The 26,088-nt window shown below is 69.3% G+C and carries 18 protein-coding genes; 10 read left to right on the top strand and 8 right to left on the bottom strand.

Annotated features, from left to right (window positions below; all coding sequences use genetic code 11):
• The first annotated feature begins 38 nt into the window (after nucleotides 1-38).
• Nucleotides 39-269, top strand: coding sequence for a hypothetical protein (locus tag OG514_RS27885; RefSeq protein WP_266899455.1), 231 nt, complete (start codon nucleotides 39-41; stop codon nucleotides 267-269).
• A complete protein-coding gene (locus OG514_RS27880; protein WP_266899454.1) occupies nucleotides 266-2,662 on the top strand; it encodes a cation-translocating P-type ATPase in 2,397 nt (798 codons plus the stop codon). The genes OG514_RS27885 and OG514_RS27880 overlap by 4 nt, the downstream gene beginning before the upstream one ends.
• Here the strand turns inward: OG514_RS27880 and OG514_RS27875 are convergent.
• The gene (locus OG514_RS27875) at nucleotides 2,622-3,320 is read right to left on the bottom strand and encodes a response regulator transcription factor (RefSeq protein ID WP_266899453.1); all 699 of its coding nucleotides are present in this window, start codon (nucleotides 3,318-3,320) and stop codon (nucleotides 2,622-2,624) included. The two genes, OG514_RS27880 and OG514_RS27875, sit on opposite strands and share 41 nt — an antisense overlap.
• 455 nt (nucleotides 3,321-3,775) lie before the next feature.
• On the opposite strand from OG514_RS27875, the gene OG514_RS27870 reads away from it, so the two are divergent.
• On the top strand, nucleotides 3,776-5,425 hold the full coding sequence (locus tag OG514_RS27870) for an AMP-binding protein (protein WP_323181620.1): 1,650 nt from the start codon (nucleotides 3,776-3,778) through the stop codon (nucleotides 5,423-5,425).
• Between the two features lie 175 nt (nucleotides 5,426-5,600).
• Here OG514_RS27870 and OG514_RS27865 read toward each other — a convergent pair whose 3' ends face one another.
• Nucleotides 5,601-6,026, bottom strand: a complete 426-nt coding sequence (locus OG514_RS27865) for a hypothetical protein (protein WP_266899451.1) — start codon at nucleotides 6,024-6,026, stop codon at nucleotides 5,601-5,603.
• 208 nt (nucleotides 6,027-6,234) lie between these two features.
• Here OG514_RS27865 and OG514_RS27860 point away from each other — a divergent pair, with 208 nt between their 5' ends.
• The 3 genes from OG514_RS27860 to OG514_RS27850 are packed head-to-tail and all read left to right on the top strand — an operon-like array spanning nucleotide 6,235 to nucleotide 8,761.
• Entirely contained in the window at nucleotides 6,235-7,236 is a 1,002-nt protein-coding gene (locus OG514_RS27860) for an ATP-binding cassette domain-containing protein (RefSeq protein ID WP_266899450.1), read from the top strand.
• On the top strand, nucleotides 7,236-8,015 hold the full coding sequence (locus OG514_RS27855; RefSeq protein ID WP_266899449.1) for an ABC transporter permease: 780 nt from the start codon (nucleotides 7,236-7,238) through the stop codon (nucleotides 8,013-8,015). Before OG514_RS27860 ends, OG514_RS27855 begins: the two co-directional genes overlap by 1 nt.
• A 56-nt stretch (nucleotides 8,016-8,071) precedes the next feature.
• A complete protein-coding gene (locus tag OG514_RS27850; RefSeq protein ID WP_266899448.1) occupies nucleotides 8,072-8,761 on the top strand; it encodes a thioesterase II family protein in 690 nt (229 codons plus the stop codon).
• A 103-nt stretch (nucleotides 8,762-8,864) separates the two neighbouring features.
• Here the strand turns inward: OG514_RS27850 and OG514_RS27845 are convergent, their stop codons facing one another.
• A complete protein-coding gene (locus tag OG514_RS27845) occupies nucleotides 8,865-9,734 on the bottom strand; it encodes a hypothetical protein (protein ID WP_266899447.1) in 870 nt (289 codons plus the stop codon).
• 249 nt (nucleotides 9,735-9,983) lie between these two features.
• Here OG514_RS27845 and OG514_RS27840 point away from each other — a divergent pair, with 249 nt between their 5' ends.
• Nucleotides 9,984-18,038, top strand: a complete 8,055-nt coding sequence (locus tag OG514_RS27840) for a non-ribosomal peptide synthetase (RefSeq protein ID WP_266899446.1) — start codon at nucleotides 9,984-9,986, stop codon at nucleotides 18,036-18,038.
• A gap of 77 nt (nucleotides 18,039-18,115) precedes the next feature.
• On the opposite strand, the gene OG514_RS27835 is transcribed toward OG514_RS27840, so the two are convergent.
• Complete coding sequence (locus OG514_RS27835; protein WP_266899445.1) at nucleotides 18,116-19,426, bottom strand: hypothetical protein; 1,311 nt, start codon at nucleotides 19,424-19,426, stop codon at nucleotides 18,116-18,118.
• A 157-nt stretch (nucleotides 19,427-19,583) separates the two neighbouring features.
• Here OG514_RS27835 and OG514_RS27830 point away from each other — a divergent pair, with 157 nt between their 5' ends.
• Genes OG514_RS27830 through OG514_RS27820 form a run of 3 tightly spaced genes read left to right on the top strand, consistent with a single transcriptional unit; the run spans nucleotide 19,584 to nucleotide 21,411 of the window.
• The gene (locus OG514_RS27830) at nucleotides 19,584-20,057 is read left to right on the top strand and encodes a hypothetical protein (RefSeq protein ID WP_266899444.1); all 474 of its coding nucleotides are present in this window, start codon (nucleotides 19,584-19,586) and stop codon (nucleotides 20,055-20,057) included.
• A 19-nt stretch (nucleotides 20,058-20,076) separates the two neighbouring features.
• Nucleotides 20,077-20,475: a BlaI/MecI/CopY family transcriptional regulator gene (locus OG514_RS27825; protein WP_266899443.1), complete on the top strand. Its 399-nt coding sequence runs from the start codon at nucleotides 20,077-20,079 to the stop codon at nucleotides 20,473-20,475.
• Between the two features lie 54 nt (nucleotides 20,476-20,529).
• Nucleotides 20,530-21,411 carry a M56 family metallopeptidase gene (locus OG514_RS27820; protein WP_266899442.1) on the top strand — a complete coding sequence of 294 codons (882 nt, stop codon included), beginning with the start codon at nucleotides 20,530-20,532 and terminating at the stop codon, nucleotides 21,409-21,411.
• A 70-nt stretch (nucleotides 21,412-21,481) separates the two neighbouring features.
• Here OG514_RS27820 and OG514_RS27815 read toward each other — a convergent pair whose 3' ends face one another.
• From OG514_RS27815 to OG514_RS27800, 4 genes are all read right to left on the bottom strand, one after another.
• Nucleotides 21,482-22,849, bottom strand: coding sequence for an aspartate aminotransferase family protein (locus OG514_RS27815; protein WP_266899441.1), 1,368 nt, complete (start codon nucleotides 22,847-22,849; stop codon nucleotides 21,482-21,484).
• A gap of 154 nt (nucleotides 22,850-23,003) precedes the next feature.
• The gene (locus OG514_RS27810) at nucleotides 23,004-24,497 is read right to left on the bottom strand and encodes an NAD(P)/FAD-dependent oxidoreductase (protein ID WP_266899440.1); all 1,494 of its coding nucleotides are present in this window, start codon (nucleotides 24,495-24,497) and stop codon (nucleotides 23,004-23,006) included.
• A complete protein-coding gene (locus OG514_RS27805; protein WP_266899439.1) occupies nucleotides 24,494-25,288 on the bottom strand; it encodes a class I SAM-dependent methyltransferase in 795 nt (264 codons plus the stop codon). The genes OG514_RS27810 and OG514_RS27805 overlap by 4 nt, the downstream gene beginning before the upstream one ends.
• Before the next feature lie 73 nt (nucleotides 25,289-25,361).
• The gene (locus OG514_RS27800; RefSeq protein WP_266899438.1) at nucleotides 25,362-26,054 is read right to left on the bottom strand and encodes a class I SAM-dependent methyltransferase; all 693 of its coding nucleotides are present in this window, start codon (nucleotides 26,052-26,054) and stop codon (nucleotides 25,362-25,364) included.
• Between the last annotated feature and the right edge of the window lie 34 nt (nucleotides 26,055-26,088).

Raw genomic sequence — 26,088 nt, 5'->3', positions numbered from 1 at the left:
TCCGGAACTCCGGGGACCCGGATCACGACTGACTTGTCATGGATGCAGACCATCGGCAAGGACAGCTCCTGCGCACCACGACAGCTCGGCGGGGAGGGAACGGCGTCCTGGTGAAGTCGTCCGGCTTCCTCCTTCTGCTCGCGCTGCTCTTCGCCGTCTCCTACGCGGCCGGCCGGCTCGTGGGGCCGGTCCCGCCCGAGTTGCGGCCCGGCTGGAGTCCTCCGCAGGACGAGACGGGGCAGCACGGCGCGGGACTGGAGCGGAAATGAGCACCGACACCGCGGAGTTGGTGGCGACGGACCTCGCCATCGGCGGCATGACGTGCGCGGCCTGCGTGGCCAGGGTGGAGAAGCGGCTGAGCCGCATCGAGGGAGTGAGAGCGGGGGTCAACTTCGCCACCGGCCGCGCCCGCGTGTTGCATCCGCCGCTCGTGGAGGTCACCGAGCTGGTGGCCGCGGTCGAGAAGGCCGGGTACACGGCGGAACCGGTCGGCGAGGGGACGACGGCCTCGCAGGACGCCGAAGCCGCGGACGACGGCGACCGGCTCGTCCGGCTCGTGATCGTGGCCGCGCTCTCCTTGCCGGTCCTGGTGCTTTCGATGGTGCCGTCCTCGCAGTTCCACAACTGGCAGTGGGTCTGCTTCCTGCTGGCCACGGCGGTGGCGCTGTGGGGAGCCGAGTCCTTCCACCGCAACGCCCTGCGGGCGCTCAGGCACGGCACGGCGACCATGGACACGCTCGTCAGTCTGGGCATCGTCGCCTCCTACACCTGGTCCGTGTACGCGCTGTTCCTGGGGGACGCCGGAGAACCCGGGATGCGGATGCCGTTCTCGCTCACGGCGGATGCGGGCGACGATCACATCTACCTCGAAGCGGCGGTCGGAGTACCGCTGTTCGTCCTCACCGGGCGGCTCCTGGAGGACCGGGCACGGCGGTGGACCGGATCCGCTCTGCGGGCCCTGGCCGAACTCGCCGTCAAGGACGTCACCGTCCTCGACGAGCCGCCGTCCCCGGCGGACGGCGCCCTCGAACGGGAGCGCCTGATCCCGATCGAACAGCTCCTTCCGGAGCAGCGGTTCCTGGTGCGGCCGGGCGAACGGGTCGCCACCGACGGGGTGGTGGTCCGCGGCCGCGCCGCCCTCGACCTGTCCATGCTCACCGGGGAGAGCGTTCCCGTGGACGTGGGCCCCGGTGACCGGGTGATGGGCGGGACCCTCGACATCGGCGGCAGCCTGGTGGTGCGCGCCACCGCCGTCGGGGCCGACACCCAGCTGGCCCGGATCACCTCGCTGGTCGCCGACGCCCAGGCGGGCAAGGCACGGGCGCAGCGCCTCGCGGACCGGGTCGCGGGAGTCTTCGTACCCGCCGTCATGGCGCTGGCCGGCGCCGTCCTCGCGTTCTGGCTCGGTGCCGGCGCCACCGCGCTGGGGGCGGTCACCACCGCCGTGGCCATCCTGGTGGTCGCCTGCCCGTGTGCGCTGGGGCTGGCCACGCCCATGGCGCTGCTCGCCGCGACGGGCCGCGGGGCGCAGCTGGGGGTGCTGTTCAAGGGGCCGGAGGTGCTGGAACGGCTGCGGCAGATCGACACCGTGGTGATGGACAAGACCGGCACGCTCACCACCGGACGGATGCGGCTGCTCTCGGTCGTCACGGTGCCCGGACGGGACGAGGACGAGGTGCTGCGGTCGGCCGCGTCCGTCGAGCGGCTCTCCGAGCATCCGATCGGCCGCGCGGTGACGGCGGCGGCCCTGGAGCGCGACGACGCTCCCCTGCCGGCCACGTCCTTCCTCGCGACCACCGGGACGGGCGTGGAGGGCGTGGTGGACGGGCGTCTGGTGCGGGTGCTGCGCCCGCAGGCGGCCGGGGACCTGCCGGCCGTACTGCGGACCGAGCTGGACCGGGCCGACTCCATGGGCCGTACGGGCGTGGTGGTGGAGGTGGACGGCGCCGTCGCCGCCGTACTCGTCCTCGGCGACACGGTGCGTCCGGGCAGTCTCCGGACGGTGCGGCGGCTGCGCGCGATGGGCGTCAGCACGGTGCTCCTCACCGGTGACGGACGGGGGGCCGCCTACGCGGTCGCCGGTGAACTGGGCATCGAGGAGGTCCACTTCTCGGCCTCGCCGGAGCGCAAGGCCGAGGTGGTGGAGGAGTTGCGCAGGGCCGGACGTACCGCCGCCGTGGTGGGTGACGGGGTCAACGACGCGGTGGCGCTGGCCCGTGCCGAGTTGGGCATCGCGCTCGGCACGGGCACGGACACCGCGATCGGTGCGGCCGGTGTGACGCTGGTGAAGGACGACATCGAGGTCGTGGTGGACGCGCTGCACCTGGCCAGGCGGGCCCTGGCCGTCATCCACTCCAACCTCACCTGGGCCTTCGCCTACAACGGTCTGCTGATCCCCGTCGCGGCGGTCGGACTGCTCAATCCGATGCTGGCCGCGCTGGCCATGTCGGCCAGTTCGCTCCTCGTCGTCGCCAACAGCCTGCGGCTGCGGACATGGCGCCCCTCGGCGGAGGGCCGCGACGAGACCGGGACGGTGCCGGGCGAGACGGTGTCGGCCGTGTCGGTGGCGGCCGGGACGGTGCCGAGCGGGGCGGTACCGGCCGGGACGGCGTCTCCTGCCCTCAGGCCTGCTCGGGAAGGAGCCCCTCCTTCAGCGCGGTGACCACCGCCAGGGTCCGGTTGGGACTGTTGAGCTTGGCCAGCACGTTCGCCACGTGCCGTTTGGCGCCGTGCTCGGAGATGCCGAGCCGGCGGGCGATCTGTTTATTGCTCAGACCGTCCGCGACGAGGGAGAGCACCTGCTGCTCCCGGGGTGTCAGGGAGACGGGGCGCGGTGATTTCACCGTGCCCCGGTCCCGTACCTGGGACAGCAGTTCCCGGGCGAGGGTGGACGGCATGGAGATCTCTCCGTCGGAAATGCGGCGGATGGCGTCGTCGAGGGTATTTCCGGTCAGCTCCGACTGGATGAGAAATCCGTCCACCGGGAGACACGCGGCCCTGGCAATCATGTGCTGCGCGGCGCTCTCCAGCAGAAACAAAACCTTCACGCCACGTCCGGCCACTTCTCGAAGCGACTCCTCATGTACGTCCAGATCACACTCCGTACAGGACATGATGATCACGTCGACCGGTATTCGGTCGAGGCTATTCGACAGTGCGTCAAATGAATCGGCTTCGACCAGACATCGCATGTCGATTGCCGAGAGCATGGTCTTGAGACCCAGCCGGGCCATCTCGTTGGGGACGACGAGCGCGATGTCGGGCGTCTTCGTGGAATTGTGCCGGTAGTCCTGGGCGGTGGTGTGAGTTGCCTGCGTCACGGCTCTGACTCCTTGGCTACTTACCGGCTGCGGTGCCGCCGGGGGTGGGCGGTTGTATGGCAGTTCTGGAGAGCCGTCGTTCGCGTGGAGGGCGGGGTGGAGCCTCCGAGACGGCACGACGGCGAAACGCATGCACCCGGGGATTCGCCCCCGGTGCGCTGCGATTCGCCAATCCGGTCTCCTACTACGCGGTGCTAGTAGACGCGGACGACAGTAGCCACGAAAGCACTGCCTAGCAACGCCGCCAACGGACTTCCGGAGCCGAGCGATTGGTTTTCGCCACCTTCGTCCGGCCGCGCCGAAGCGGCCCCTCTTCTCGCCACGACAGAAGGCCACGCTCGCGGCCGCACCGATCGGGCACCCCCACACGAGCCCCCCGGAGGAACTGCCGGGGCCGGGATCATCCGCCTAGCCTGTCGCAGTATGCCTGAATTCACAGGGAAGGAAACGCCGCTATGACAGTCCGCCATGAGGGGAATATTCAGACATCAATCCCCCAAGCCATGAGCCGGGCGGCCGAACACGGCGGGTCGCTTTCCATCCTGGACGGTTCCATGCGCGTCACCCGGTTTTCCTTACAGGAACTTCACGAACGCTCGACCCGGGCCGCCGTGGGTCTGCGGCACGCGGGTGTCGCCCCCGGCGACCGGGTCTGCGTCATGGCCCCGACCTCCCCGATGATGCTGATCAATCTGTTCGGCCTCTGGCGGCTCGGTGCCGTGCCGGTCGTCCTGCCGCACGAACAGCGCGGCGACGGCGCTCAGGCACGCGGTCTGCTCGTCGGCCGGTCGGCCGTCGCCGGGGCCACCGCGGTGATCACCGACCGCCCCGAGTTCGTACGGGGCGTGGGGCTGCCGGACGTCCGGGTGCTCACCCTCGACGCAGCCTCGGCCGGCGGTCCCGCTCCCGCACCGCCGATGCCGGAGGCCGATCAGCTCGGCATGCTGCAGTTCACCTCGGGCACGAGCAGCACGTCCAAGGCGGTACCGGTCCGGCAGGGGCAGTTGATCGAGAACGTGCGGTCGTGCATGGAGACGCTGGAGATGCGCCCGGGCCACACCTATGTGAGCTGGCTGCCCTTCTACCACGACATGGGGATCGTCTCCGTCGTCGGACTGGTCTCGCAGGGTGTGCACACCGTGGTCATGCCCACCGAGAACTTCCTCGGCCGGCCGTCGTCCTGGCTGGCGACGGTGAGCGCGTGGCGTGCGGAGATCACCGCCGCGCCCAACTCCGCCTACCGGCTCGCGGCCAGGGCCCAGCAGCTGCGGCCCGCGGAGCTGGACCTGTCGTGTCTGAAGGTCGCCATCAACGGAGCGGAACCGGTCACGGCCGACATCGTCGAGGAGACCCTTCAGATCCTGGGCAAGAGCGGAATGCCCGCCGGAAGCCTCTGCCCGACCTACGGCATGGCCGAGACCACGCTGGTCGTCAGCGCCGACTCCGCCGGCTCCGCACCTCGCGTCCTGGATCCCGAGGAGGTGCCGAACGGCGGCGACCATCCGTTGCCCGCCCGGCCGCTGGTGTCCTGCGGGCGGCCGCTCGCCGGGACGACCGTCACCATTCACGGACCGACGGACCAGGAGCTTCCCGACGGGCACGTGGGCGAGGTCCAGGTGCGCGGCCCCGGCGTGACCGACGGCTACTGGACGGGCCCCGACCAGCCCCTCGACGGCCAGGGAAAGCTGGCCGACGGGCGGATGCGCACGGGCGACCTCGGGTTCCTGCACGAAGGGGAGCTGTACATCTGCGGCCGCGCCAAGGACATGATCATCGTGGCTGGTCGCAACCTCTACCCGGAGGACTACGAGATCGCCGCCGAGGCGGTCCCCGGCGTACGGGCGGGTCATGTGATCGCGTTCTCGCTGCCGGACACGGAGCGGATGGTCGTCGTCGCGGAGGGCGTCGGCGGCGAGGAGTCCCTGGACCGGCTGGGGCGCGAGCTCTTCGACGTGCTGCGCACCACCGCCCAGCACGCACCCGCCGAGGTGCTGATCGTGCGCCCGGCGACGCTCCCGAAGACCTCCTCGGGCAAGAAGCAGCGCGGGGTGTGCCGGGAGCTGTATCTGGCCGGTGATCTGGAGGTCGTCCGCAAAGTCCGCTGACCCGGCCCGACCGAGCCGGCCGGGGCCCGGCCCCGGCCGATCAGCCCCCGGGGTCTGGTCCCATCCTGTCCGGCCCACCAGAGTCCGACCCCGGCAGATCCGTACGTACGAAACCGGCGGGGCGCCGTCCGAGGAGGACGGCGCCCCGCCGGGCCGTGTCCGTGGACGCGCCGGGTCAGCGCGGATCGTCCACGAACGTGCTGGCGACATGGGCGGCGAGCGAGACCAGCTCATCCGTCGCCCGGACGTAGCGCAGCAGCGTCGGCAGATGCCCGGTCACCATCAGATCGCCGTCGAGCATGCCCTCGATCGGATCGATCTCGCCCTGGATGACCCCCTTCCAGGAGGAGTACGGGGCCCGGATCACGAAGGTCGAGTTCTTGGCCTTCTCCTCGCCCGTGTCGTACTCGGCCCACTTGCACTTGCCGCCGCCGAACTCGGTGTGACACCAGACGTCGGCGGGAACCCCGCTCTCCGGTTCGGCCTCGAAGACGAAGGCGATCTCGGCGTCGAAGGTGCTCGCCGCCTCCTCGAACTCCTCCGAACCGTTGATGCGCTGGACATATGACTGCAGCCATTCGGTGCTGGGAAAGACGCTCACGAAGTCCCCTCGGTCTCGCACGGTCCCGTACGGTCTCGGTGTCGTTTCTAGCGCCGGCGCGTGCTCCGTCCACAGGGCCAACGGGACGTCCGTGCCACAGCACCACCGGCGACGCCGATCGGCCACTCCGAACGGACGTCCGGCGAGGCACGAACGACGCTCCGAATCAGCGCTGTGCACGGAGGGCCGCTGCTCCCAGAGTGACTCCATGTCCACCATCGAGGTCCAAGGCCTCTACAAGGCGTTCGACGACGGCACGGTCGCACTCGACCACGTCGATCTCGAGGTAAGTGCCGGCGAGGTGTTCGGCTTCCTCGGCCGCAACGGTGCCGGCAAGACCACCACGGTCAGAGTCCTGGCCACTCTCATCAGGCCGACATCCGGCGAGGCCCGCGTGCTCGGGCTCGATGTCGTCAGACAGCGGTCCGAGGTGCGCGACCGGATCGGTCTCTCGCTCCAGCAGGCGGCACTCGACCCGCTGATGACCGGGCGCGAGCATCTGCACCTCATCGCCTCGCTGCGCCGCATGAGCAGCAAGGAACGCAAGGCACGGGTCGACGAGCTGCTGGCCTCCTTCGGCCTGACCGACGTGGCGGACCGGCTCGTCGCCGCGTACACCGTCGGCATGCGACGTCGGCTGGACGCCACGCTCGCCCTGGTCCACCGGCCCGAACTGCTCTTCCTGGACGAGCCCACCACCGGGCTCGACCCACAGAGCCGGCGGGCGTTGTGGGCCTTCGTCCGGCAGTACCGCGCGGACGGCGGCACGGTGTTCCTCACCACGCAGTATCTCGACGAGGCCGACGAGCTGTGCGACCGGATAGCGATCCTGGACAAGGGAAGGGTCGCGGTCACCGACACTCCGGAAGGGCTCAAGAAGGGCATCGGCGGCAAGGTCCTCCAGCTCACCGCGGCCTCGCCCGAGGCCCGCGGGACAGCGGCCACCGTGGTCGGCGAGGCGGCCTGCCACGAGGACGACGGCGTCCTGAGCATCGACCTGTCCGGCAAGGAGGATCTGATGCCCGAACTACTGGCCCGGCTGCGCGACGCCGGGGTTCCGCTGGACGGGACGACGGTCGCCGACCCGACCATCGAGGACGTCTTCGTCCGGCTCACGGGTGAGTCCCTGGACAGCAAGGTCGCACACGAGAGCGCGGTCTCGGCGGCGGCACTCGGCCGGACCATCGGCACCCAGCAGGGAGGAATGTGATGTCCGCCGCCTCCGGTACGACGACACTGCTCGTCCGCAATCTGCGCGAAGGGGTACGGAGCCCCGTCATCGCGTTCGTCTTCCCCGTGGTCTTCCCGCTGTTCCTCATCACGCTGGTCGCGTCGAGCTACGAGCGGATGGCCTTCATCCCCGGCTTCCCGGTCACGCCGTACGCGGCCTACATGGCTCCGGGGCTGCTGCTGTTCACCGGCATGATGGGGTCCGGATACTCGGCGACGGCGCTGGTGCTCGACGCCCAGAGCGGGTTCCTGGACCGGCTGCGTCTGCAACCGGTGCGCCCCACCGCGCTGCTGCTGTCCCGGCTGCTCTTCGACGCGATCCGCGTCGTGCCCGCCGTCCTCGTCGTCCTCGTCGTCAGTGTGCTGCTCGGCGCCCGGATCGAGCAGGGTGCCTTGGGCGTGCTGGGTCTTCTGCTGCTGTGCTCGCTGTGGTCGGTGGCGTACGGCGGTTTCTTCTACATCGTGGCCTTGCGCACCCGCAATCCGCAGGCCCCGCTGGCGATGGCTCCGCTCTCGGTCCTCCTGCTGTTCGCCAGCCCGGCGGCGGCTCCGCCGCTCCTGCTCCAGGACTGGCTCGCCGCGCTGACCCGGTGGAACCCCTTCACCTATGTCATCGAGGGCGTCCGTGCGCTGATGACCGGTCCCACGAGCGGCACGGTCACCGAGGCCCTGCTCAAGGCGGTCGCGGTCCTGATCGGCATGACGCTCGTCACCCAGCTGTTCGTCATCCCCGCGTTCGCCCGCCTGGTGGAGGACTGACCCGGTGTGCTGAGCGCCGGGACCGCGCACCGAGATTCGAGAGGAGTTGTGCGCACATGCTGTTGTACTGCTTCCCGCACGCCGGGGGCGCCGAGTCGCTGTACCGCGCGTGGGCGGAGGAGCTGGCCCCGGACGCCGAGGTCCGGGTTCTCGGGCGCGGCAGCCGGCCGAGCACGGTCGCGCCCGCGGCTCCGGTGACCGCGCTCGCCTCCGCCCTCGCCGACCGGCTGAGGGCGGAGAACGGCCCCTTCGCGTTCCTCGGCCACAGCCTCGGTGCCCTGATCGCCTTCGAGACGGCCAGGGAGCTGCGCGCGAAGGGCGCGCCCGGACCGCACACTCTCATCGCCTCCGGTCACGTGGCACCTCATCTCCCCTCCCCGGGGCCGGAGTTGGCCGAACTGCCGACCGAGAAGTTCTGGGAGGAGGTACGGCTCCTCGGCGGAACGCCGCCGGAGCTGATGGAGAGCGAGGCGCTGCGCGAGGTCGCCGAGCCCGGTCTCCGGGCCGAGTTCCGGGCGGCCGAGGGCTACCGCTACTCCCCCGGGTTGCCGCTGGACTGCCCGGTCCTGGCCCTGGCCGGCACCGAGGACGACCGGGCGCCCGCGGAGCTGATGGCCCCCTGGCGGATGCACACGACGGGCGACTTCGAGCTCCAACCGGTCCCGGGCGGGCACTTCTTCATCGCAGAGAACACCGCACGCGTCCTGGATTCCGTCCGCTCCCGGCTGACGGCCGCCGTGCGCTGATCCGGCGCCACCGGCGTCGCCGACGCACGAAGAGGCCCTGTCTCCCTCCGAGGAGACAGGGCCTCTTCCGGTGCTCCGGCTGGTGCGTTCCCGGCGACAGGAATCAGATCTGCGGGGTGCGCGAGGTCAGGGCGTAGGAGGCCTCGACACGGTACGTGCCCTTGTTGCCGCCGCCTCGGTCGACGTTGACGTCCGCGGACCGTACGACCTTCAGGTAGAGGCCGTCCTCCTTGTCGAACCACACGTCGGCGACGGCGTCACCGTCGAGACCGTCGCCCTTGACGTAGCTGTCGATACGGACGTGATGGGCGCCGCGCTTCTCGCCGCCGACGTCCACCGTCTCGTCGCCGACGTATTTGATCACGATCCGCGCGCGGTTGCCGTGGGCGACGCAGATCGTCTCCTCCTTCCCGCCGGGCTTCACCGCGGCACCGCCGACCTGGACCATCGCGGGATTGCACTTGTGGGCCTCGTCGCCCTCGATGCCGGCGAAGCTCACCTTCTGCATGTGCGCGAGACACAGGTACTCGTTCTTCCCACTGCACTGGCGGTGCGCGTCGACGTGTTCCTCGATCGGGGCGAAGTACAGCTCCCATACGCAGCCGCCGCCATGGTGCACCCGCGCGTAGCTCTCCTTGGGGAAGGGGCGTTCATAGCTGTCCCCCGCGTAGATGATGGAGTCCTTGCCGTCCGTCTTGTACGTGTAGACACCGGCGGCCGGCACCGTGAACCCCTTGATCGCCTTGTTCGGGGACACCGGGGCCTTGATCTGGCCGAGTTCGTCGCGGAAAGCCTTCGGATGCTCCCGGTAGATGCTCAGCGCCTTGCTCAGCGACACCGGTGTCCCTTCCGGGCTGATGGCCTCCGTGCGGTTCGCGATGATGAAGGCACCGGCCGCGATGAGAACGGCCAGGATGGGAATGATCCGAAGCAGTGTCCGGCCGAAACTCCGCTTCGGTGAGGGCCCTGTCACAGTCGCTCCTTTGGCAGACGGTATTCCCCTGCACACTCGCGGGCGTTCCCGGTGCCGCACAGCCCAGCAGGGCGCAGCCGAAGGGCCCCACCTCACGTCCCCCTCGAACGGACACTGCTCCACGTCACCAGCTGCCCGGCCGACCCGGGTGTCCTTCGGGTCTCGTGGGCCTGCTCCCGGACAGGGAGGGTGGCCCGCGACAGGCACGTGCAGGGACGCTTCGCCGAACGGCACTCCGAAGGGGATCCAGTGAATCCGACCAGCAGCGGACACGTCGGCATCGGCGTGGTGGACCGTACGGTCCTGCTCTCCCTTGAACCCGCACAACGGCTCGGCACGATCAGCGACTACCTCTGCGATCGCTATGCGGCGATCACCGGGAGGGAGCGGCCGTCGGACCCGGACGAGCAGCTCTTCCTGGAGTCGCTCCACGCGACCGAGTTCCAGATCACGGTCGAGTCCGAGCTGGGTGTGTCGGTCTCGCTCGCCGATCTCGTCGAGGCACCGAGCCCGCGTGCGCTCGCGGAGGCGATCGATCTGCGGCTGACCTCCCCCGACGAGGCCCTCGTGGAAGGGGCTGACGGTCCGGCGCTGGTTCCGGACCCCGGTGGGTTGCACGAGCCGTTCGGGCTGACGGATGTGCAGCACGCGTACTGGCTGGGCCGCTCGGGTCTGTTCGAGCTGGGCGATGTGTCGACGCATCTCTATCTGGAGCTGGAGTCAGGGGACTTCGAGCCCGAACGCGGCAACACGGTCCTGCGCCGGCTGGTCGCACGTCACGACATGCTCCGCGCGATCGTCCGCCCGGACGGACGCCAGCAGATCCTCGACACCGTCCCCGAGGCGTCCATCGCCTACCAGGACCTCTCACAGCTGAGCGACGAAGAGGCCGAAGCCGAGATCACCGCCGTACGGGACGCCCTGTCCCACGAGGTACGGCCCGCGGACCAGTGGCCACTGTTCGAGCTACGCGCACAGCGCCTGCCCGGCGGCACCACCCGCCTCCACCTCAGCCTGGACATGCTCATCGCCGACGCCGCGTCGGTCCGCATCCTGCTCACCGAATGGGCAGCCCTCTACGCCGACCCCGACACGGTCCTTCCCCCGATCGGCCTGTCCTTCCGCGACTACTGCACCGCCACCACCGGCCTGGAGAACACCACCGCCCGCGACTACTGGACCCAACGTCTCCACACCCTCCCGCCCGCACCGGAACTGCCCACCCTCCCGATCCCCCCGGGCACCCCGACCCGCTTCACCCGCCGCACCCACACCCTGCCCGCCGACCAGTGGACCCGCCTGAAGAAGCAGGCACACCAGCGCGGACTCACCCCCTCCGCGCTCCTCTGCGCCGCCTATGCCGAGACCCTCGCCACCTGGGCGAAGGAACCGCACTTCACCCTCAACGTCACCATCGGCGACCGCCTCCCCCTGCACCCCGACACCGAACACCTCATCGGCGACTTCACCAACCTCGTCCTCCTGGAGACCGATCACCGGACGGAGGGCTCGTACACCGAGCGGGCGGGGATGTTGCAGCGTCAGCTCTGGCGGGATCTGGAGCACCGTGCGTTCGGCGGGGTGCGTCTGATCCGCGAACTGGCCCGGGAGCACGGGCCCGCGCGGGCCGCGATGCCCGTCGTCTTCACCAGCATCCTCGGATACGAGATGCCGGGGTCACCGGGCCGGCCGGTTCGGGGTCTCGGTCACGCGGTCGGCGCGCTGTCGCAGACGCCGCAGGTCCATCTCGACTGCCAGGTCGTGGAGCAGGACGAGGCCCTGGTCGTGAGTTGGGACGCGGTCGAGAAGCTGTTCCCGGCAGGTGTGCTCGACGACGCGTTCTCCGCGTACACGGCCCTGCTCGATGCTCTCGCCGAAACGCCGGACACCTGGGATCTGACGCATCCGGTCTCCGCTCCCGCGGCTCATCTGCGGGTCGTCGAGGCGGTCAACAGCGTCGTGGCTCCTGTGCCTGAGGGTTTGTTGCATGAGCCGGTGTTCGCCCAGGCCGCCCGGACCCCCGACGCCACCGCCGTCATCACCCCCACCCGCACCCTGACCTACGCCGAACTCACCGACCACGCACTCCACATCGCACAAGGACTACGCGCCCACGGCGTCCGACCCGGCGAACTCGTCGCCATCAGCATGCACAAAGGCTGGGAACAGATCGCAGCCGTCCTCGGCATCCTCCACGCCGACGCCGCCTACCTCCCCATCGACCCCGAACTCCCCCACGAACGCATCACCTACCTCCTCACCCACACAGACACCCGCACCGTCCTCACCCAACCCGACACCGCCGACATCGACTGGCCCACCACCATCACCCCCCTCACCATCGAAAACAACGCCCCCTGGTACCACACCCCCACCCCACACCAACCCACCCGCACCCCCACCGACCTCGCCTACGTCATCTTCACCTCCGGCTCAACCGGCCAGCCAAAAGGCGTCATGATCGACCACCGCGGCGCCCTCAACACCATCCACGACATCAACAACCGCACCCAACTCACCCCCCACGACACCATCCTCGGAATCTCCAGCCTCTCCTTCGACCTCTCCGTCTGGGACATCTTCGGCACCCTCACCGCCGGCGCCACCCTCGTCCTGCCCAACCCCGGAACCCAACGCGACCCCCACCACTGGAACCACCTCCTCACCACCCACCACATCACCACCTGGAACTCCGTCCCCGCCCTCTTCGAACTCCTCACCGAACACCGAAACCAAAACAACACCCCCACCAACACCACCCTCAAAACAGCCCTCCTCTCCGGAGACTGGATCCCCCTCACCCTCCCCCAACGCGCCAAAAACACCTTCCCCCACCTCCAACTCCACAGCCTCGGCGGCGCCACCGAAGCCTCCATCTGGTCCATCCACCACCCCATCACCACCACCCCAGAAGAATGGACCAGCATCCCCTACGGAAAACCCCTCACCAACCAAACCATGCACATCCTCGACCACCACCAAAACCCCCGACCCCCCTACACCACCGGACACATCCACATCGGCGGCACCGGCGTCGCACTCGGCTACTGGAAAGACCCCCAGAAAACCAGCAACGCCTTCACCACCCACCCCCACACCAAACAACGCCTCTACAAAACAGGCGACCTCGGACGCTACTGGCCCGACGGAACCATCGAATTCCTCGGCCGCGAAGACCACCAAGTCAAAATCAACGGCTACCGCATAGAACTCGGAGAAATCGACACCACCCTCACCACCCACCCCCACATCCACACCACCCTCACCACCACCCACCACACCACCAACCGCGAAAACAAACGACTCATCACCTACATCGTCCCCACCAACCCCCAAACACCCCCCACCACCCAAGACATACAGAACTGGCTCCGCGAAAAACTCCCCCACTACATGATCCCCAACACCATCATCACCCTCAACGAAATACCCCTCACACCCAACGGAAAAATCAACCACAAAGCACTCCCCAACCCCACAACCAACCCCACCAACCGCACCCACACACCCCCCAACACACCCACCGAACACACCCTCACCACCATCTGGACCGAACTCCTCAACCCCACCCAACCCCTCTCCACCACCGACAACCTCTTCGAACTCGGCGCCGACTCCCTCCTCGCCCTCCGCGCCACCGCCGCAGCCGACCGCCAAGGACTCCACCTCCAACTCCCCGACATATTCCAAAACCCCACCATCACCCAACAAGCACTGGTGATTCAGGCAGCGGGATCCTCGGCGGCCGCGGTCGTCCTCGTGCCCGATCCCGGTGGGTTGCACGAGCCGTTCGGGCTGACGGATGTGCAGCACGCGTACTGGCTGGGCCGCTCGGGTCTGTTCGAGCTGGGCGATGTGTCGACGCATCTCTATCTGGAACTGGAGTCAGGGGACTTCGAGCCCGAACGCGGCAACACGGTCCTGCGCCGGCTGGTCGCACGTCACGACATGCTCCGCGCGATCGTCCGCCCGGACGGACGCCAGCAGATCCTCGACACCGTCCCCGAGGCGTCCATCGCCTACCAGGACCTCTCACAGCTGAGCGACGAAGAGGCCGAAGCCGAGATCACCGCCGTACGGGACGCCCTGTCCCACGAGGTACGGCCCGCGGACCAGTGGCCACTGTTCGAGCTACGCGCACAGCGCCTGCCCGGCGGCACCACCCGCCTCCACCTCAGCCTGGACATGCTCATCGCCGACGCCGCGTCGGTCCGCATCCTGCTCACCGAATGGGCAGCCCTCTACGCCGACCCCGACACGGTCCTTCCCCCGATCGGCCTGTCCTTCCGCGACTACTGCACCGCCACCACCGGCCTGGAGAACACCACCGCCCGCGACTACTGGACCCAACGTCTCCACACCCTCCCGCCCGCACCGGAACTGCCCACCCTCCCGATCCCCCCGGGCACCCCGACCCGCTTCACCCGCCGCACCCACACCCTGCCCGCCGACCAGTGGACCCGCCTGAAGAAGCAGGCACACCAGCGGGGCCTCACCCCGTCCACCCTGCTGTGTGCCGCCTATGCCGAGACCCTCGCCACCTGGGCGAAAGAACCGCACTTCACCCTCAACGTCACCATCGGCGACCGCCTCCCCCTGCACCCCGACACCGAACACCTCATCGGCGACTTCACCAACCTCATCCTCCTGGAATCCGATCACCGGGACACGGACCAGGGCTTCGAGTACCGTGCGCGCGCCCTGCAGAGCCGGCTGATGCGGGATCTGGAGCACCGTGCGTTCGGCGGGGTGCGTCTGATCCGCGAACTGGCCCGGGAGCACGGGCCCGCGCGGGCCGCGATGCCCGTCGTCTTCACCAGCGTCCTCGGCCATGACATGCCGGGCGACTCCGACGGCACGCTGCCCGGACTGGGCAGGCTGCTGGACGGAATCTCACAGACGCCACAGGTCCATCTCGACCACCAGGTGGTGGAGATCGCGGGTGAACTCCTGCTCACCTGGGACGCGGTGGAGGGACTGTTCCCGGCCGGCGTGCTCGACGACGCGTTCTCGGCCTACACATCGTTCCTGGAGACGCTGGTCGACGCTTCGGAGGCCTGGGCACAGCCCGCTCCGGTCCGTGCGCCGGCCTCGCACCTGGAGGTCGTCTCCCGGGTGAACGACACGGTCGCGTCCCTTCCCGAGGGTTTGTTGCATGAGCCGGTGTTCGCCCAGGCCGCCCGGACTCCCGACGCCACCGCCGTCATCACCCCCACCCGCACCCTGACCTACGCCGAACTCACCGACCACGCACTCCACATCGCACAAGGACTACGCGCCCACGGCGTCCGACCCGGCGAACTCGTCGCCATCAGCATGCACAAAGGCTGGGAACAGATCGCAGCCGTCCTCGGCATCCTCCACGCCGACGCCGCCTACCTCCCCATCGACCCCGAACTCCCCCACGAACGCATCACCTACCTCCTCACCCACACAGACACCCGCACCGTCCTCACCCAACCCGACACCGCCGACATCGACTGGCCCACCACCATCACCCCCCTCACCATCGAAAACAACGCCCCCTGGTACCACACCCCCACCCCACACCAACCCACCCGCACCCCCACCGACCTCGCCTACGTCATCTTCACCTCCGGCTCAACCGGCCAGCCAAAAGGCGTCATGATCGACCACCGCGGCGCCCTCAACACCATCCACGACATCAACAACCGCACCCAACTCACCCCCCACGACACCATCCTCGGAATCTCCAGCCTCTCCTTCGACCTCTCCGTCTGGGACATCTTCGGCACCCTCACCGCCGGCGCCACCCTCGTCCTGCCCAACCCCGGAACCCAACGCGACCCCCACCACTGGAACCACCTCCTCACCACCCACCACATCACCACCTGGAACTCCGTCCCCGCCCTCTTCGAACTCCTCACCGAACACCGAAACCAAAACAACACCCCCACCAACACCACCCTCAAAACAGCCCTCCTCTCCGGAGACTGGATCCCCCTCACCCTCCCCCAACGCGCCAAAAACACCTTCCCCCACCTCCAACTCCACAGCCTCGGCGGCGCCACCGAAGCCTCCATCTGGTCCATCCACCACCCCATCACCACCACCCCAGAAGAATGGACCAGCATCCCCTACGGAAAACCCCTCACCAACCAAACCATGCACATCCTCGACCACCACCAAAACCCCCGACCCCCCTACACCACCGGACACATCCACATCGGCGGCACCGGCGTCGCACTCGGCTACTGGAAAGACCCCCAGAAAACCAGCAACGCCTTCACCACCCACCCCCACACCAAACAACGCCTCTACAAAACAGGCGACCTCGGACGCTACTGGCCCGACGGAACCATCGAATTCCTCGGCCGCGAAGACCACCAAGTCAAAATCAACGGCTACCGCATAGAACTCGGAGAAATCGACACCACCCTCACCACCCACCCCCACATCCACACCACCCTCACCACCACCCACCACACAACCAACCGCGAAAACAAACGACTCATCACCTACATCGTCCCCACCAACCCCCAAACACCCCCCACCACCCAAGACATACAGAACTGGCTCCGCGAAAAACTCCCCCACTACATGATCCCCAACACCATCATCACCCTCAACGAAATACCCCTCACACCCAACGGAAAAATCAACCACAAAGCACTCCCCAACCCCACAACCAACCCCACCAACCGCACCCACACACCCCCCAACACACCCACCGAACACACCCTCACCACCATCTGGACCGAACTCCTCAACCCCACCCAACCCCTCTCCACCACCGACAACCTCTTCGAACTCGGCGCCGACTCCCTCCTCGCCCTCCGCGCCACCGCCGCAGCCGACCGCCAAGGACTCCACCTCCAACTCCCCGACATATTCCAAAACCCCACCATCACCCAACAAGCACTGGTCGTCGGCTCCGCCGTGGTCCGCACGGCCGAGGACGTCCCCGTGGGTCCGACCGGTATGACGCCCTCGCAGCACTGGTTCCTCTCGCAGGACCTGCCGCAGCGTCACCACTGGAACGACGCCTCGTTCCTGCTGTCGCTGCAACGTCCGCTGGAGCCCGCCAGGCTGGCGCTCGCGCTGCGTCGCGTCCTCGAACACCACGACGCCCTGCGGCTGCGCTTCCGCGAGTCCGCCCCGGGGGCCGGCTGGGAGGCCGAGGTCGCTCCGTACGAGGAGTCGGAGGCGCTGCCGTTCACGACGTACGACCTGTCCGGGCTCGACAGCCGCGCCCAGAAGCTGCGCAGCACCGAGATCAGCGACTCGCTCCAGTCGAGCCTCGACCTCGCCGAGGGGCCGCTGCTGCGCATGGCCTACTTCGACATGGGCGACCGCCCCCACTGCATCCTCTTCCTCGCCCACTGGCTGGCGGTCGACCACTATTCGGGGCGGATCGTCCTTGAGGACCTGCTCGGCTGCTACGCGGACCTGGCCGCGGGCGAGGAGGGCGGACTGCCGCCGAAGTCCTCGTCCTTCCGGTCCTGGACCGAAGGGCTGCGCGCGTACGCGGAGGGTCCGGAGGTACGGGCCGAGCTCGACTACTGGGCCGGCGAGGACCGCCGGTCGCCATCGGTGATCAGGCTGGACGGCACCGAGGGGGCAAACTCGCTCGAATCGCTGGACAACCACACCGTGCGACTCGACCGGAAGGTGACGGAGGCGCTGGTCCGGCTGCTGCCGCGGCGGGTGCGGGCCGATCTGTCGGAGGTGCTCTGCTCCGCGCTCCTGCGGTCCCTGCCCTTCGAGGACGAGGGTCGCGGGGAGGACGCGCGGCGGGTCCTGCTGGATCTGGAGCGGCACGGACGTGACCTGCCGGTGGCGGGCGCTGACGTGAGCCGCACCGTGGGGCGGTTCTCGACGCTCGTCCCCGTGCTGTTCGAGTTCGACCCGTCGGAGTCGGCGGTGGACGCGCTGCACCGGACCGTGGACCAGGCCCGGTCGCAGCCGGGCCGCGGTGCCGGACACGGGCTGCTGCGGTACGTGTCCGGTGATCCGGAGGCCGCCGCGCTGCGCTCCCTTCCCCAGGCGGAGATCGGCGTCAACTATCTGGGGCAGGTCGACGAGGTGTTCATGCGCAGCGATCTGCTGAGCGTTCCCCGGATGGCGTACGGCCGCCAGCGCAGCGATGTGGGCACCCGGTTCCGGCTGGTCGACGTGATCGGCTTCGTCGTCGCGGGGCGGCTCAATCTCACCGTCGGGTTCAGCGGCAACCGCCATCGGCCGGAGACCACGCGCCGGATCGTCGACGGACTCGTCGCGGAACTGACGGAGCTGGCCCGCTGGGCACGGGAGACACCGGAGGCACGGGAGAGCGGGGAGTAGCCCGCACGGCTCGGGCGTGACACAGGTGGGGGCCGCTCCGGGAGCGGCCCCCACCTCTCGTACCGTGCCGCCTGCTCTCAGGTGCTGTAGAGGAGAGCGAGGCCGCCCAGTGTCAGGCCGATCATGCCGGCGAAGAGCGGAACCTGCGGGAGTACCTTGCGGCCGCGCGGCAGTACCCCCACCGCCGAGTCATGGGCGCTGATGACCCCGAGGACATGGCCGGTGACCACGGCGGTGACCTGGACGAGGGACATCAGGGTGGCTCCGGGGACGTAGTAGGACGCTGCTGCCATGCCGCCGTCGTGGGTGGAACCGTGCTCCCCGGTGACGAAGAAGACGTCGAAGAAGCGCTGGACCTCCAGGACCAGGACGGAGGAGTAGTGGGCGATGACGTAGCCGATGGCGATCGGGATCAGCGAGGGGGCCATCAGTGCGGACGTCCACGAGCCGTCACGGGAGAGCCGTCCGGACGCCCGGCCCGAGGCCCACAGGAGTCCCAGCACGAAGAGCACCGTGGCCAGCAGCCCCGCCGAGCGGGCGACCGGCTCGGGGACGCCTTCCGTGAGCCGTTTCCACCAGCCGAGGTTGGCCAGGCTGTCGAAGCCGGTGGCCGCCAGCATCACGGCGACCGTCGCCGTCAGCCCCGGCCGGGCGTGCACCGCGCTCAGCCCGTTGAAGGGGTTGCGCAGCACCAGGCGGCCGTCGGCCGGCGACCTGCCCAGCGGCGAGAGGGAGGCGATCAGGGAGGAGTACGCCTCGAAGGCGTCCCCGCGTTCGAACCAGCGTGAGCCGAACACGGCGGCCGCCGTGAGCTGGAGTGCGGCGTACAGCCAGAGCCCCAGCAGGACCGTCGAGGCGGAGCCACGGGCCGGCGCGGCCAGTTCGAGCCAGGCGAAGGCGAGGAGCCCGGCCGCGGCCGGCCAGTGGCCTACTCGGTCGGGCAGGGGCCGGATGCCCTGGTCGGGGTCGGTGCGCATCAGCAGGGCGAGCAGCTCGTGGAGGGTGCGCAGGGGGTTGAGCAGTCTCCAGGCCGGTCCGAACAGCAGCGAGGCAGGGACGAGTCCGACCCAGAACAGGACGAACACCATGCCCGGTCCCAGCTCCTTTCCTCCGTATCCCGTGGTCAGCACGGTGAGGGTGAGCACGGTCAGGGCGAGACCGAACAGCCGCAGCGTGCGCCGGAGCAGGGGGTGGTCGCAGAGTCGCTGGGTGAATCGGGGTAGGGCGCGCCAGACCCGCCGGGCGTCGAAGCGGCGCTCGTGCCAGCGCAGCCGCAGGGCGTCGAACGAGGCGTAGAGGGCAGTCGTTCCGGCCACGAGGGCGTAGGAGAGAGGGATGGGGCCGTCGCGGTGACCGACGACATGGGCAAGATAGACGTCGTAGGACATCCCGTCACGATCGGGCCCGGCGGGTTCCGGGGCGAGACTCCGTCGGCCGTACCTTCGACGAACGCGGGGGGCCTGAACGGGGTGGCCGATCAGCCGGTCGTTCTCCTCGTCCGGAGTCGGGTCTCACCGTGGACGCGCGTGTTGCACCGTAAGGGGCATGGACTCCACAGAGACGCGGTCGGCCTTGGAACACGAAGCGGGGAACTCGGCACCTCCTGCCGATCCGACCGGCCGGCTCCGTACGGTCGCCTTCGCGGCCGTGGCGATCTATCTGTTCGGCCAGGCCTTCGACACGTACTGGCACGCCAAGAACGTCTCCTTCGTCCCGGAGCCTCCTGGCGCGTTGTGGTCGATCCATCTCGGCATCTACCTGGGCGCCGCGATCGTGCTGGCGACCGGCGGAGCGCTGGCGTTCCGCGCGGGGTTCCGGGTGGCCGGCCTGCTGCTCGCGGCGGGTGGCGGAGTGGAACTGGCGGGATTCTTCCTCGACATGTGGAAGCACTCGCAGGGCACGTCGGTCGACTTCTACCACGATCTCGTCTGGTATGGATTTGGCCTCGTCGTTGTCGGTACGGTGCGCATGGAGGCGATGCGTCGCATCCACGTGAGTGACGCCCATCGTTCGGACTGACCCGAGGACCGTGGTTCTCATGACCGAGAAGACAGCCGGAACGCTGAGCAAGCTCTTAGGGCCGCTGGGGGCCGAGGCCCTCACGGCCCTGTGGCGCAACGGCCGGCCGCTCAGCGTCCGGCAGGTTCAGGAAGAGCTCAACCGGCACCGCCGCGAGCCGCTCGCCTACACCACGGTGATGACCGTGCTGAGCCGGCTCGCGACGAGGAACGTGCTCCGGCGGACGCCGGCCGGGCGCGGCTTCCTGTACGAGCCCCTCGTCGCCGATGCCGCCGAGGTGGCCGTGCGGGACGTGATCAGGGATCACGGGGTTGCCGCGGTGGCGCATTTCGTCGACCAGTGCCGGACGGAACCGCAGTTGCGGTCCCGGCTGCTCAACCTCATGCAGCCGGATTCGGACGGTGCCGAACCTGGCTGACGCATCATCACCTGTCGCTCCGCCAACTCAGCGTGTTCTCAGGGGGACTCATCGGTGAAACACCTCGGCGAGATACGACGGAGCCCTGCCTGTCTGGTAGGGCTCGTCCTTTGCCTCGGCGTCACGATCGGCTGCGGTCTGGAGGCCTGGCACATCGGTGCGGAGCTTCCACGGCATGCGCGAGTCGGCGGGGAGTCGGGCTTCATCGGGATGGTGGACACGCTGGCCATCGCCGGCGGGCTCGCCGTCGCACTGGTGAGCGTGCTGGCCGGATCCCGGACGATGCTGCGGTGCCTGCTCGACTCCGCGGCGCTTTCCCGGTGGGTGAGCGAGAACTCGGTGCCGCCCTGTGAGCGGCTGTCGCGGATCGCCCGGTCGGTCGCCGGTGACATCCGGGTGGCGCAGATCGACGTGGCGCACGCCGTCGCGGTGACGCATCGCGCGTGGCGCCCGCGGATCGCGATCAGTTCGATGCTGGTGGCGCGGACCTCCGACGCGGAGCTGGCGGCGGTGCTCCGCCATGAGGCGCACCATGCCCGTCGTCGGCATCCGCTGGGCCGCCTCGCCGCCGAACTCGCTTCGTCGGCACTGTGGTTCCTGCCGGCGCTGCGCACCGTGGGCCGACACGCGGCGGTCCGGCAGGAGCTGTCGGCCGACCGGGCCGCGCTGTCCCACGCCGCGCCCTCGACGCTGGCGGGTGCTCTGGTGAAGGCCCTGGCGGAGCCCGAAGTGGCGCCTGCGGGAACGCTGATGGGTGATACGACGACGCTTGAGGCGCGTGTGCATCAGCTGGAGCACGGGCCGAAGCCGTTGTCCAGGGCGTTGCGCTGTCATTCGCTGCGGCGGGCGGTGCTGCTGCTCTGTACGGTCTGCGGTCTGCTGGTGTACGGAACGGTGGCCGCGGCCGGCCGCGGCCTGTTCACTCCGCTGTTCTAGAGATCGCTGAAGTCCCGCGGTCCCGGCGGTCCCGCCGGCCGCGTGGCCGCCGGGACGCCGGGAGGCGGGATCAGGTGCAGTGCTGGTCGGCGACGCTGAGCGCGTCGTCGATGCGGGCGAGGCCGTCGCGGGCGTCCGCCTCGCTGATGTTGCACGGCGGGGTGATGTTGATGCGGTTGAGGTACACCATGAGGTTGAGGCCGCGGGACATGAACGCGCCCATCAGTTCAGCTCCTTGGGGGCTGAACCGGTCGGGCGCGTCGTAGCCGATGTACATCTCGCGGGTTTCCTTGTTCTTCACCAGCTCGATCGCCCACATGGCTCCGATGCCCCGCACCTCGCCGACGCAGGGGTGACGCTCGGCGATCTTGGCGAGCTCGGGGCCGAAGACGTCCCGGCCGAGCCTGGCCGCGTGCTCCAGGACGCCCTCGTCGCGCATCGTGTCGATGGCGGCGACCGCGACGGCACAGGCCATCGGCTGTCCGGAGTAGGTGGTGCCGCCCGGGTAGGGGGTCTTGGAGAAGGTCTCCACGATCTCGTCGGAGATGATGACGCCCGACAGCGGCAGATAGCCGGAGTTGACGCCCTTGGCGAAGGTGATGAGGTCGGGGCGGACACCCCAGTGATCGGCCGCGAACCAGGTGCCGGTGCGGCCGAAGCCGACCATGACCTCGTCGAGGACGAGCATGATGCCGTACCGGTCGCAGAGTTCGCGGACACCCGCCAGATAGCCGTCCGGGGGGATGAGGACGCCGCTGCTGGTGCCGCCGATGGGCTCGAAGACGATGGCCGCGATGGTCTGCGCGCCCTCCAGGACGATCACCTGCTCCAGGTGGTCCAGGGCGCGTGCGCACTCCTGCTCCTCGGTCTCGGAGTAGAAGGCGGAGCGGTAGAGGTACGGGGCGAAGAAGCGGCTGACGCCCGCCGCTCCGGTGTCGTTGCGCCAGCGGCGCGGGTCCCCGGTGAGGTGGATCGCCGTCGAGGTGGCTCCGTGGAAGGAGTGGTAGGCGGACAGCAGCTTGTGCCGGCCGGTGTGCAGCCGGGCGAGGCGTACGGCGTTCTCGATGGCCTCGGAGCCGCTGTTGGTGAACAGGACGCGGTCGAGGCCCTCGGGGGCGACCTCGGCGATCTTCCGGGCGGCGGTGGAGCGGCTGGCCTCCGCGAAGTGGGGGGCGATGACGCAGAGCCGGTCGGCCTGTTCCTTGACGGCGGCCACCAGACGCGGGTGCTGGTGGCCGAGGTTGGCGTAGACGAGCTGGGAGGAGAAGTCGAGGAAGCGGTTGCCCGCGTAGTCCCAGAACCAGGAGCCCTGCGCCCCCTGTACGGGCATTCCGCGGTAGGCGCCCTGCTGCACCCAGCCCCGGAAGAGGTGGGCCTGTTCGTCCGCGAGGACGGCTTGTGCGGCCTCAAGGCCGTTGGTGGCCTGCTCAGTTGTCATGCAGAGCACGTTAGGGCGGGTCATCGGGGGCCCCCAGATCCGTTCGGGCGACCTGATCGGGTAGGTCGGGCAGGGCGGTCCGCGTCCTGGCCGCAACCGCGGACGGACCGCGCCCCGGCGGTGTGGCGGGGTGCGGTCCGTGGGTGCGCGACGGTCAGGGGTGGAGTGGCCGGCCGGCCGGGACGAGCCGGACGGCGGTGGGATCGGGACGGGCGGTGAGGCGCTGGTAGAGCGTGGTGGGGTGGGGCCAGTTGTTGGTGAGCAGCCCGTCGTCGGTCTTGAACCAGTTGGTGCAGCTGTCGGTCCAGACCGTGCGCCGGGAGCCCTCGTCGACCTGGCGCTGCCAGGCGTCGAGGGTTTCCCGGCCGACGTCGAGCACCGAGCGTTCCTCGCGTTCCGCGATCAGCTCCACGCACTGGGCGATGTACCCGGCCTGTGCTTCCAGGGTCAGGGTGACGGAGTTGTGCCCGAGGTTGGTGTTGGGGCCGTACATGAGGAACAGGTTCGGGAATCCGGGCACGTGGATGCCGAGATGGGCCCGTGCGCCGTCGCGCCAGGTCTCGTGGAGGTCTTGGCCGTCCCTGCCGATGACCTTCAGGGGGGCCAGGAACTCCGTGGTGCGGAACCCGGTGGCGTAGACGATGGTGTCGCTTTCGCGGTGGGTCCCGTCCCGGGTCTGGATGCCCTTCTCGGTGACCCGCTCGATGGGGTCGGTGACGACTTCCACGTTGTCGCGGGCGAGCGCGGGGTAGTAGTCGGCCGCGAGCACGATCCGTTTGCATCCGATGGCGGAGTCCGGGGTGAGCTTGGCGCGCAGCTCCGGGTCGGTCACCTGGGACTTCAGATGCCGTCCGGCCATCATGCGCAACAGGCCGGAGATCCTGCTGCGTCGCAGGGCGGGCAGCAGGACGGCCTCGGAGCGCCGGAAGAGCAGTGAGCGGTACGCGCGGTGGGCGCCGGGAACCCGGCGCAGCACCGCGGCCATCAGGGGATGGAAGCGCTCGCCGGGCTTGGGCAGCACCCAGTTCGCCGAGCGCTGGTACACGTACAACTTCCGTACCAGTGGCGCTATTTCGGGTATGACCTGGGCGGCGCTCGATCCGGTGCCGATGACGGCCACGTCACGGCCTGCGAGGTCGTGGCCGTGGTCCCAGCGGGCGGTGTGGAAGGCGTTGCCGGCGAACTCGTCCACCCCTTCGAGCGCCGGGTACTTCGGGAGGGACAGCTGCCCCACGGCCGTCACGACCACGTCGGCCGTGTACTCCTCCCCGCCCGTCGTGCGCAGCCGCCAGCGCCCGGTCTCGTCGTCGAACCGCAGCTCGGTGATCTCGGTGCCGAACCGCAGGTGCGGGGCGAGTCCGCTGTCCGCGGCGCAGCGGTGCAGATACGCGAGGATCTCGCGCTGCCGGGGGTAGCGGACGGAGCTGTCCCGGTAGGGGGCGAAGGAGTACGAGTAGAGATGGGACGGGATGTCGCAGCCGGCGCCGGGATAGGTGTTGTCGCGCCAGGTACCCCCCAGGTCGTCGCCCTTCTCGTAGACCGTGAAGGAGTCGAGGCCGCGCCGCTTGAGCTGGATCGCGGCGCCGAGCCCGGCTATCCCGGCGCCGATGACGGCGACCTGTGTGTGGCGCCTCCGCTCCTTGGTCACGGCCGCGCGGCGCCCGTCTTGCGGTAGACGGAGACGTGCTGCTGGCTCTCGCCGGTGAAGGGCGACCGGTCCCACCCTCCGTACCGCTGTTCCAGGGTGAGGCCGGCCAGCCGGGCCATGAGGTCCAGCTCGCTGGGCCACACGTAGCGGAACTGGACGATGTGGTCACGGGAGTTGGCGGAGTCGCGGAGGCTGTAGTGGGGCCACATCCGCTGGGTCACCGGGTCGTGGCGCGCCACACCGAGGTTGAGGCTGCTCTCCTCGGACCTGGCCACCTCCATGAGCTGTTGGCTCTGGCGGGCCATCTCGAAGCGCGCGGTGTCCGGCACGAAGCCCTGAACGACGAAGAGTCCCTCGTCGGGGAGGAGCCGGGCCGCGTTGGAGAGGCAGTTGAGCTGCTCCTCCTGGGAGGAGAGGCTGTAGAGCGTGTTGAAGACGATGTAGACGAGGGCGAAAGGTCCTTCGGCGGTGTGGTCGGCGAAGTCGCCCTGGACGAGGGTGACCCGGTGGCTGCCGGGCTTCTCCCGGAGCCGGTCGAGCATGTCGGGCGAGGCGTCGATGCCGGTGATCTCCAGACCCCGCTCGCTGAGCGGGAGGGCCACCCGGCCGGTGCCGACGCCCAGTTCCAGAATCCGCTTCGCGCCCGAGGCGCGGGCCGCGCTGTCCGCCAGTTCGCCGAGGACCCGGACGGTGTCCTCGGTGTCGTCCTGGAGGCGGACGATCCAGTTGTCGTAGATGTCGGCGAGCTCGTCGCCGTAGCTGGTCGGACCGTAGTTCTCCTGAGTGGCCATGCGGGGAGTCAACCTCCGTGGGTGGATGGGGTGCCAGGCACGAAAGGCCCGGCCTTCGGGGGTGGCCGACCGGTCAGTTCCCGGCCGTGGCGTGGGGCGGGTTCGCAGGGGCCGCGGCGCGTTCGACCGTCATCCGGGCGAACAGCGGGAAGGGGATCCAGGGGGCAGCGGTGACGAGGGTGCGCTCGACGGTGCTGCCGGTGAACTCGGGGCGCTCGGCGACGGTCCGGTGCAGCGGTGCGTCCGAGGTGGCGCGGAAGTCGTAGATGACGAGCCGCCCTCCCGGGCGCAGGACCCGTGCCATCTCGGTGACGGCCCGGGGCACGTCGGCCCAGTGGTGCATGCTCAGTGTGGAGACGACGACGTCGGCGCTGGCGTCGGCGAGCGGGAGGGCGTCGGCCGAGGCGGTGTGGACGGTGATGCGGTCTCCGTAGCCGTGCGCCCGGGCGTTGTGGCGGGCTCGCTCGGTCATGGACGGCGCGACGTCCACCCCGTGCGGGCGCAGGTCGGGGCGCCTGCGGGCGATGTCGAGGAGGAGCCTGCCGGGTCCGGTGCCGATGTCGACCACCAGGGCGTCCTTGGGGGCGCGGCAGACGTCGTCGGCGGCTCGCCGGTACAGGCCGCTGAGCAGCCTCCCGGAGAGGCGGTCGTAGGCTTCGCCGCTGATGCCCATGCCCCCCGGCTCGGCCTCGTGTCGACTGTGGTCGTGGCCCCGGGCGGCGAGGCGATGGAGCCCCCGGTGGGCGGCGTGGAAGAGGGAACGCATCTGGTTGGCCTTCGGTGTGGAGGGGCGGCGGACG

It is taken from the genome of Streptomyces sp. NBC_00572 (assembly GCF_026341815.1).
Classification (GTDB): domain Bacteria; phylum Actinomycetota; class Actinomycetes; order Streptomycetales; family Streptomycetaceae; genus Streptomyces.
The sequence above is the reverse complement of the archived record's forward strand: the minus strand, read 5'-3'. Positions and strand labels throughout refer to the sequence as shown.

Excerpts from the sequence above, each read along its gene's own strand:
- OG514_RS27885 (WP_266899455.1), top strand. The coding sequence starts at position 39 with ATGGATGCAGACCATCGGCAAGGACAGCTCCTGCGCACCACGACAGCT.
- OG514_RS27880 (WP_266899454.1), top strand. The coding sequence starts at position 266 with ATGAGCACCGACACCGCGGAGTTGGTGGCGACGGACCTCGCCATCGGC.
- OG514_RS27870 (WP_323181620.1), top strand. The coding sequence starts at position 3,776 with ATGACAGTCCGCCATGAGGGGAATATTCAGACATCAATCCCCCAAGCC.
- OG514_RS27860 (WP_266899450.1), top strand. The coding sequence starts at position 6,235 with ATGTCCACCATCGAGGTCCAAGGCCTCTACAAGGCGTTCGACGACGGC.
- OG514_RS27855 (WP_266899449.1), top strand. The coding sequence starts at position 7,236 with ATGTCCGCCGCCTCCGGTACGACGACACTGCTCGTCCGCAATCTGCGC.
- OG514_RS27850 (WP_266899448.1), top strand. The coding sequence starts at position 8,072 with ATGCTGTTGTACTGCTTCCCGCACGCCGGGGGCGCCGAGTCGCTGTAC.
- OG514_RS27835 (WP_266899445.1), bottom strand. The coding sequence starts at position 19,426 with ATGTCCTACGACGTCTATCTTGCCCATGTCGTCGGTCACCGCGACGGC.
- OG514_RS27830 (WP_266899444.1), top strand. The coding sequence starts at position 19,584 with ATGGACTCCACAGAGACGCGGTCGGCCTTGGAACACGAAGCGGGGAAC.
- OG514_RS27825 (WP_266899443.1), top strand. The coding sequence starts at position 20,077 with ATGACCGAGAAGACAGCCGGAACGCTGAGCAAGCTCTTAGGGCCGCTG.
- OG514_RS27815 (WP_266899441.1), bottom strand. The coding sequence starts at position 22,849 with ATGACAACTGAGCAGGCCACCAACGGCCTTGAGGCCGCACAAGCCGTC.
- OG514_RS27805 (WP_266899439.1), bottom strand. The coding sequence starts at position 25,288 with ATGGCCACTCAGGAGAACTACGGTCCGACCAGCTACGGCGACGAGCTC.
- OG514_RS27800 (WP_266899438.1), bottom strand. The coding sequence starts at position 26,054 with ATGCGTTCCCTCTTCCACGCCGCCCACCGGGGGCTCCATCGCCTCGCC.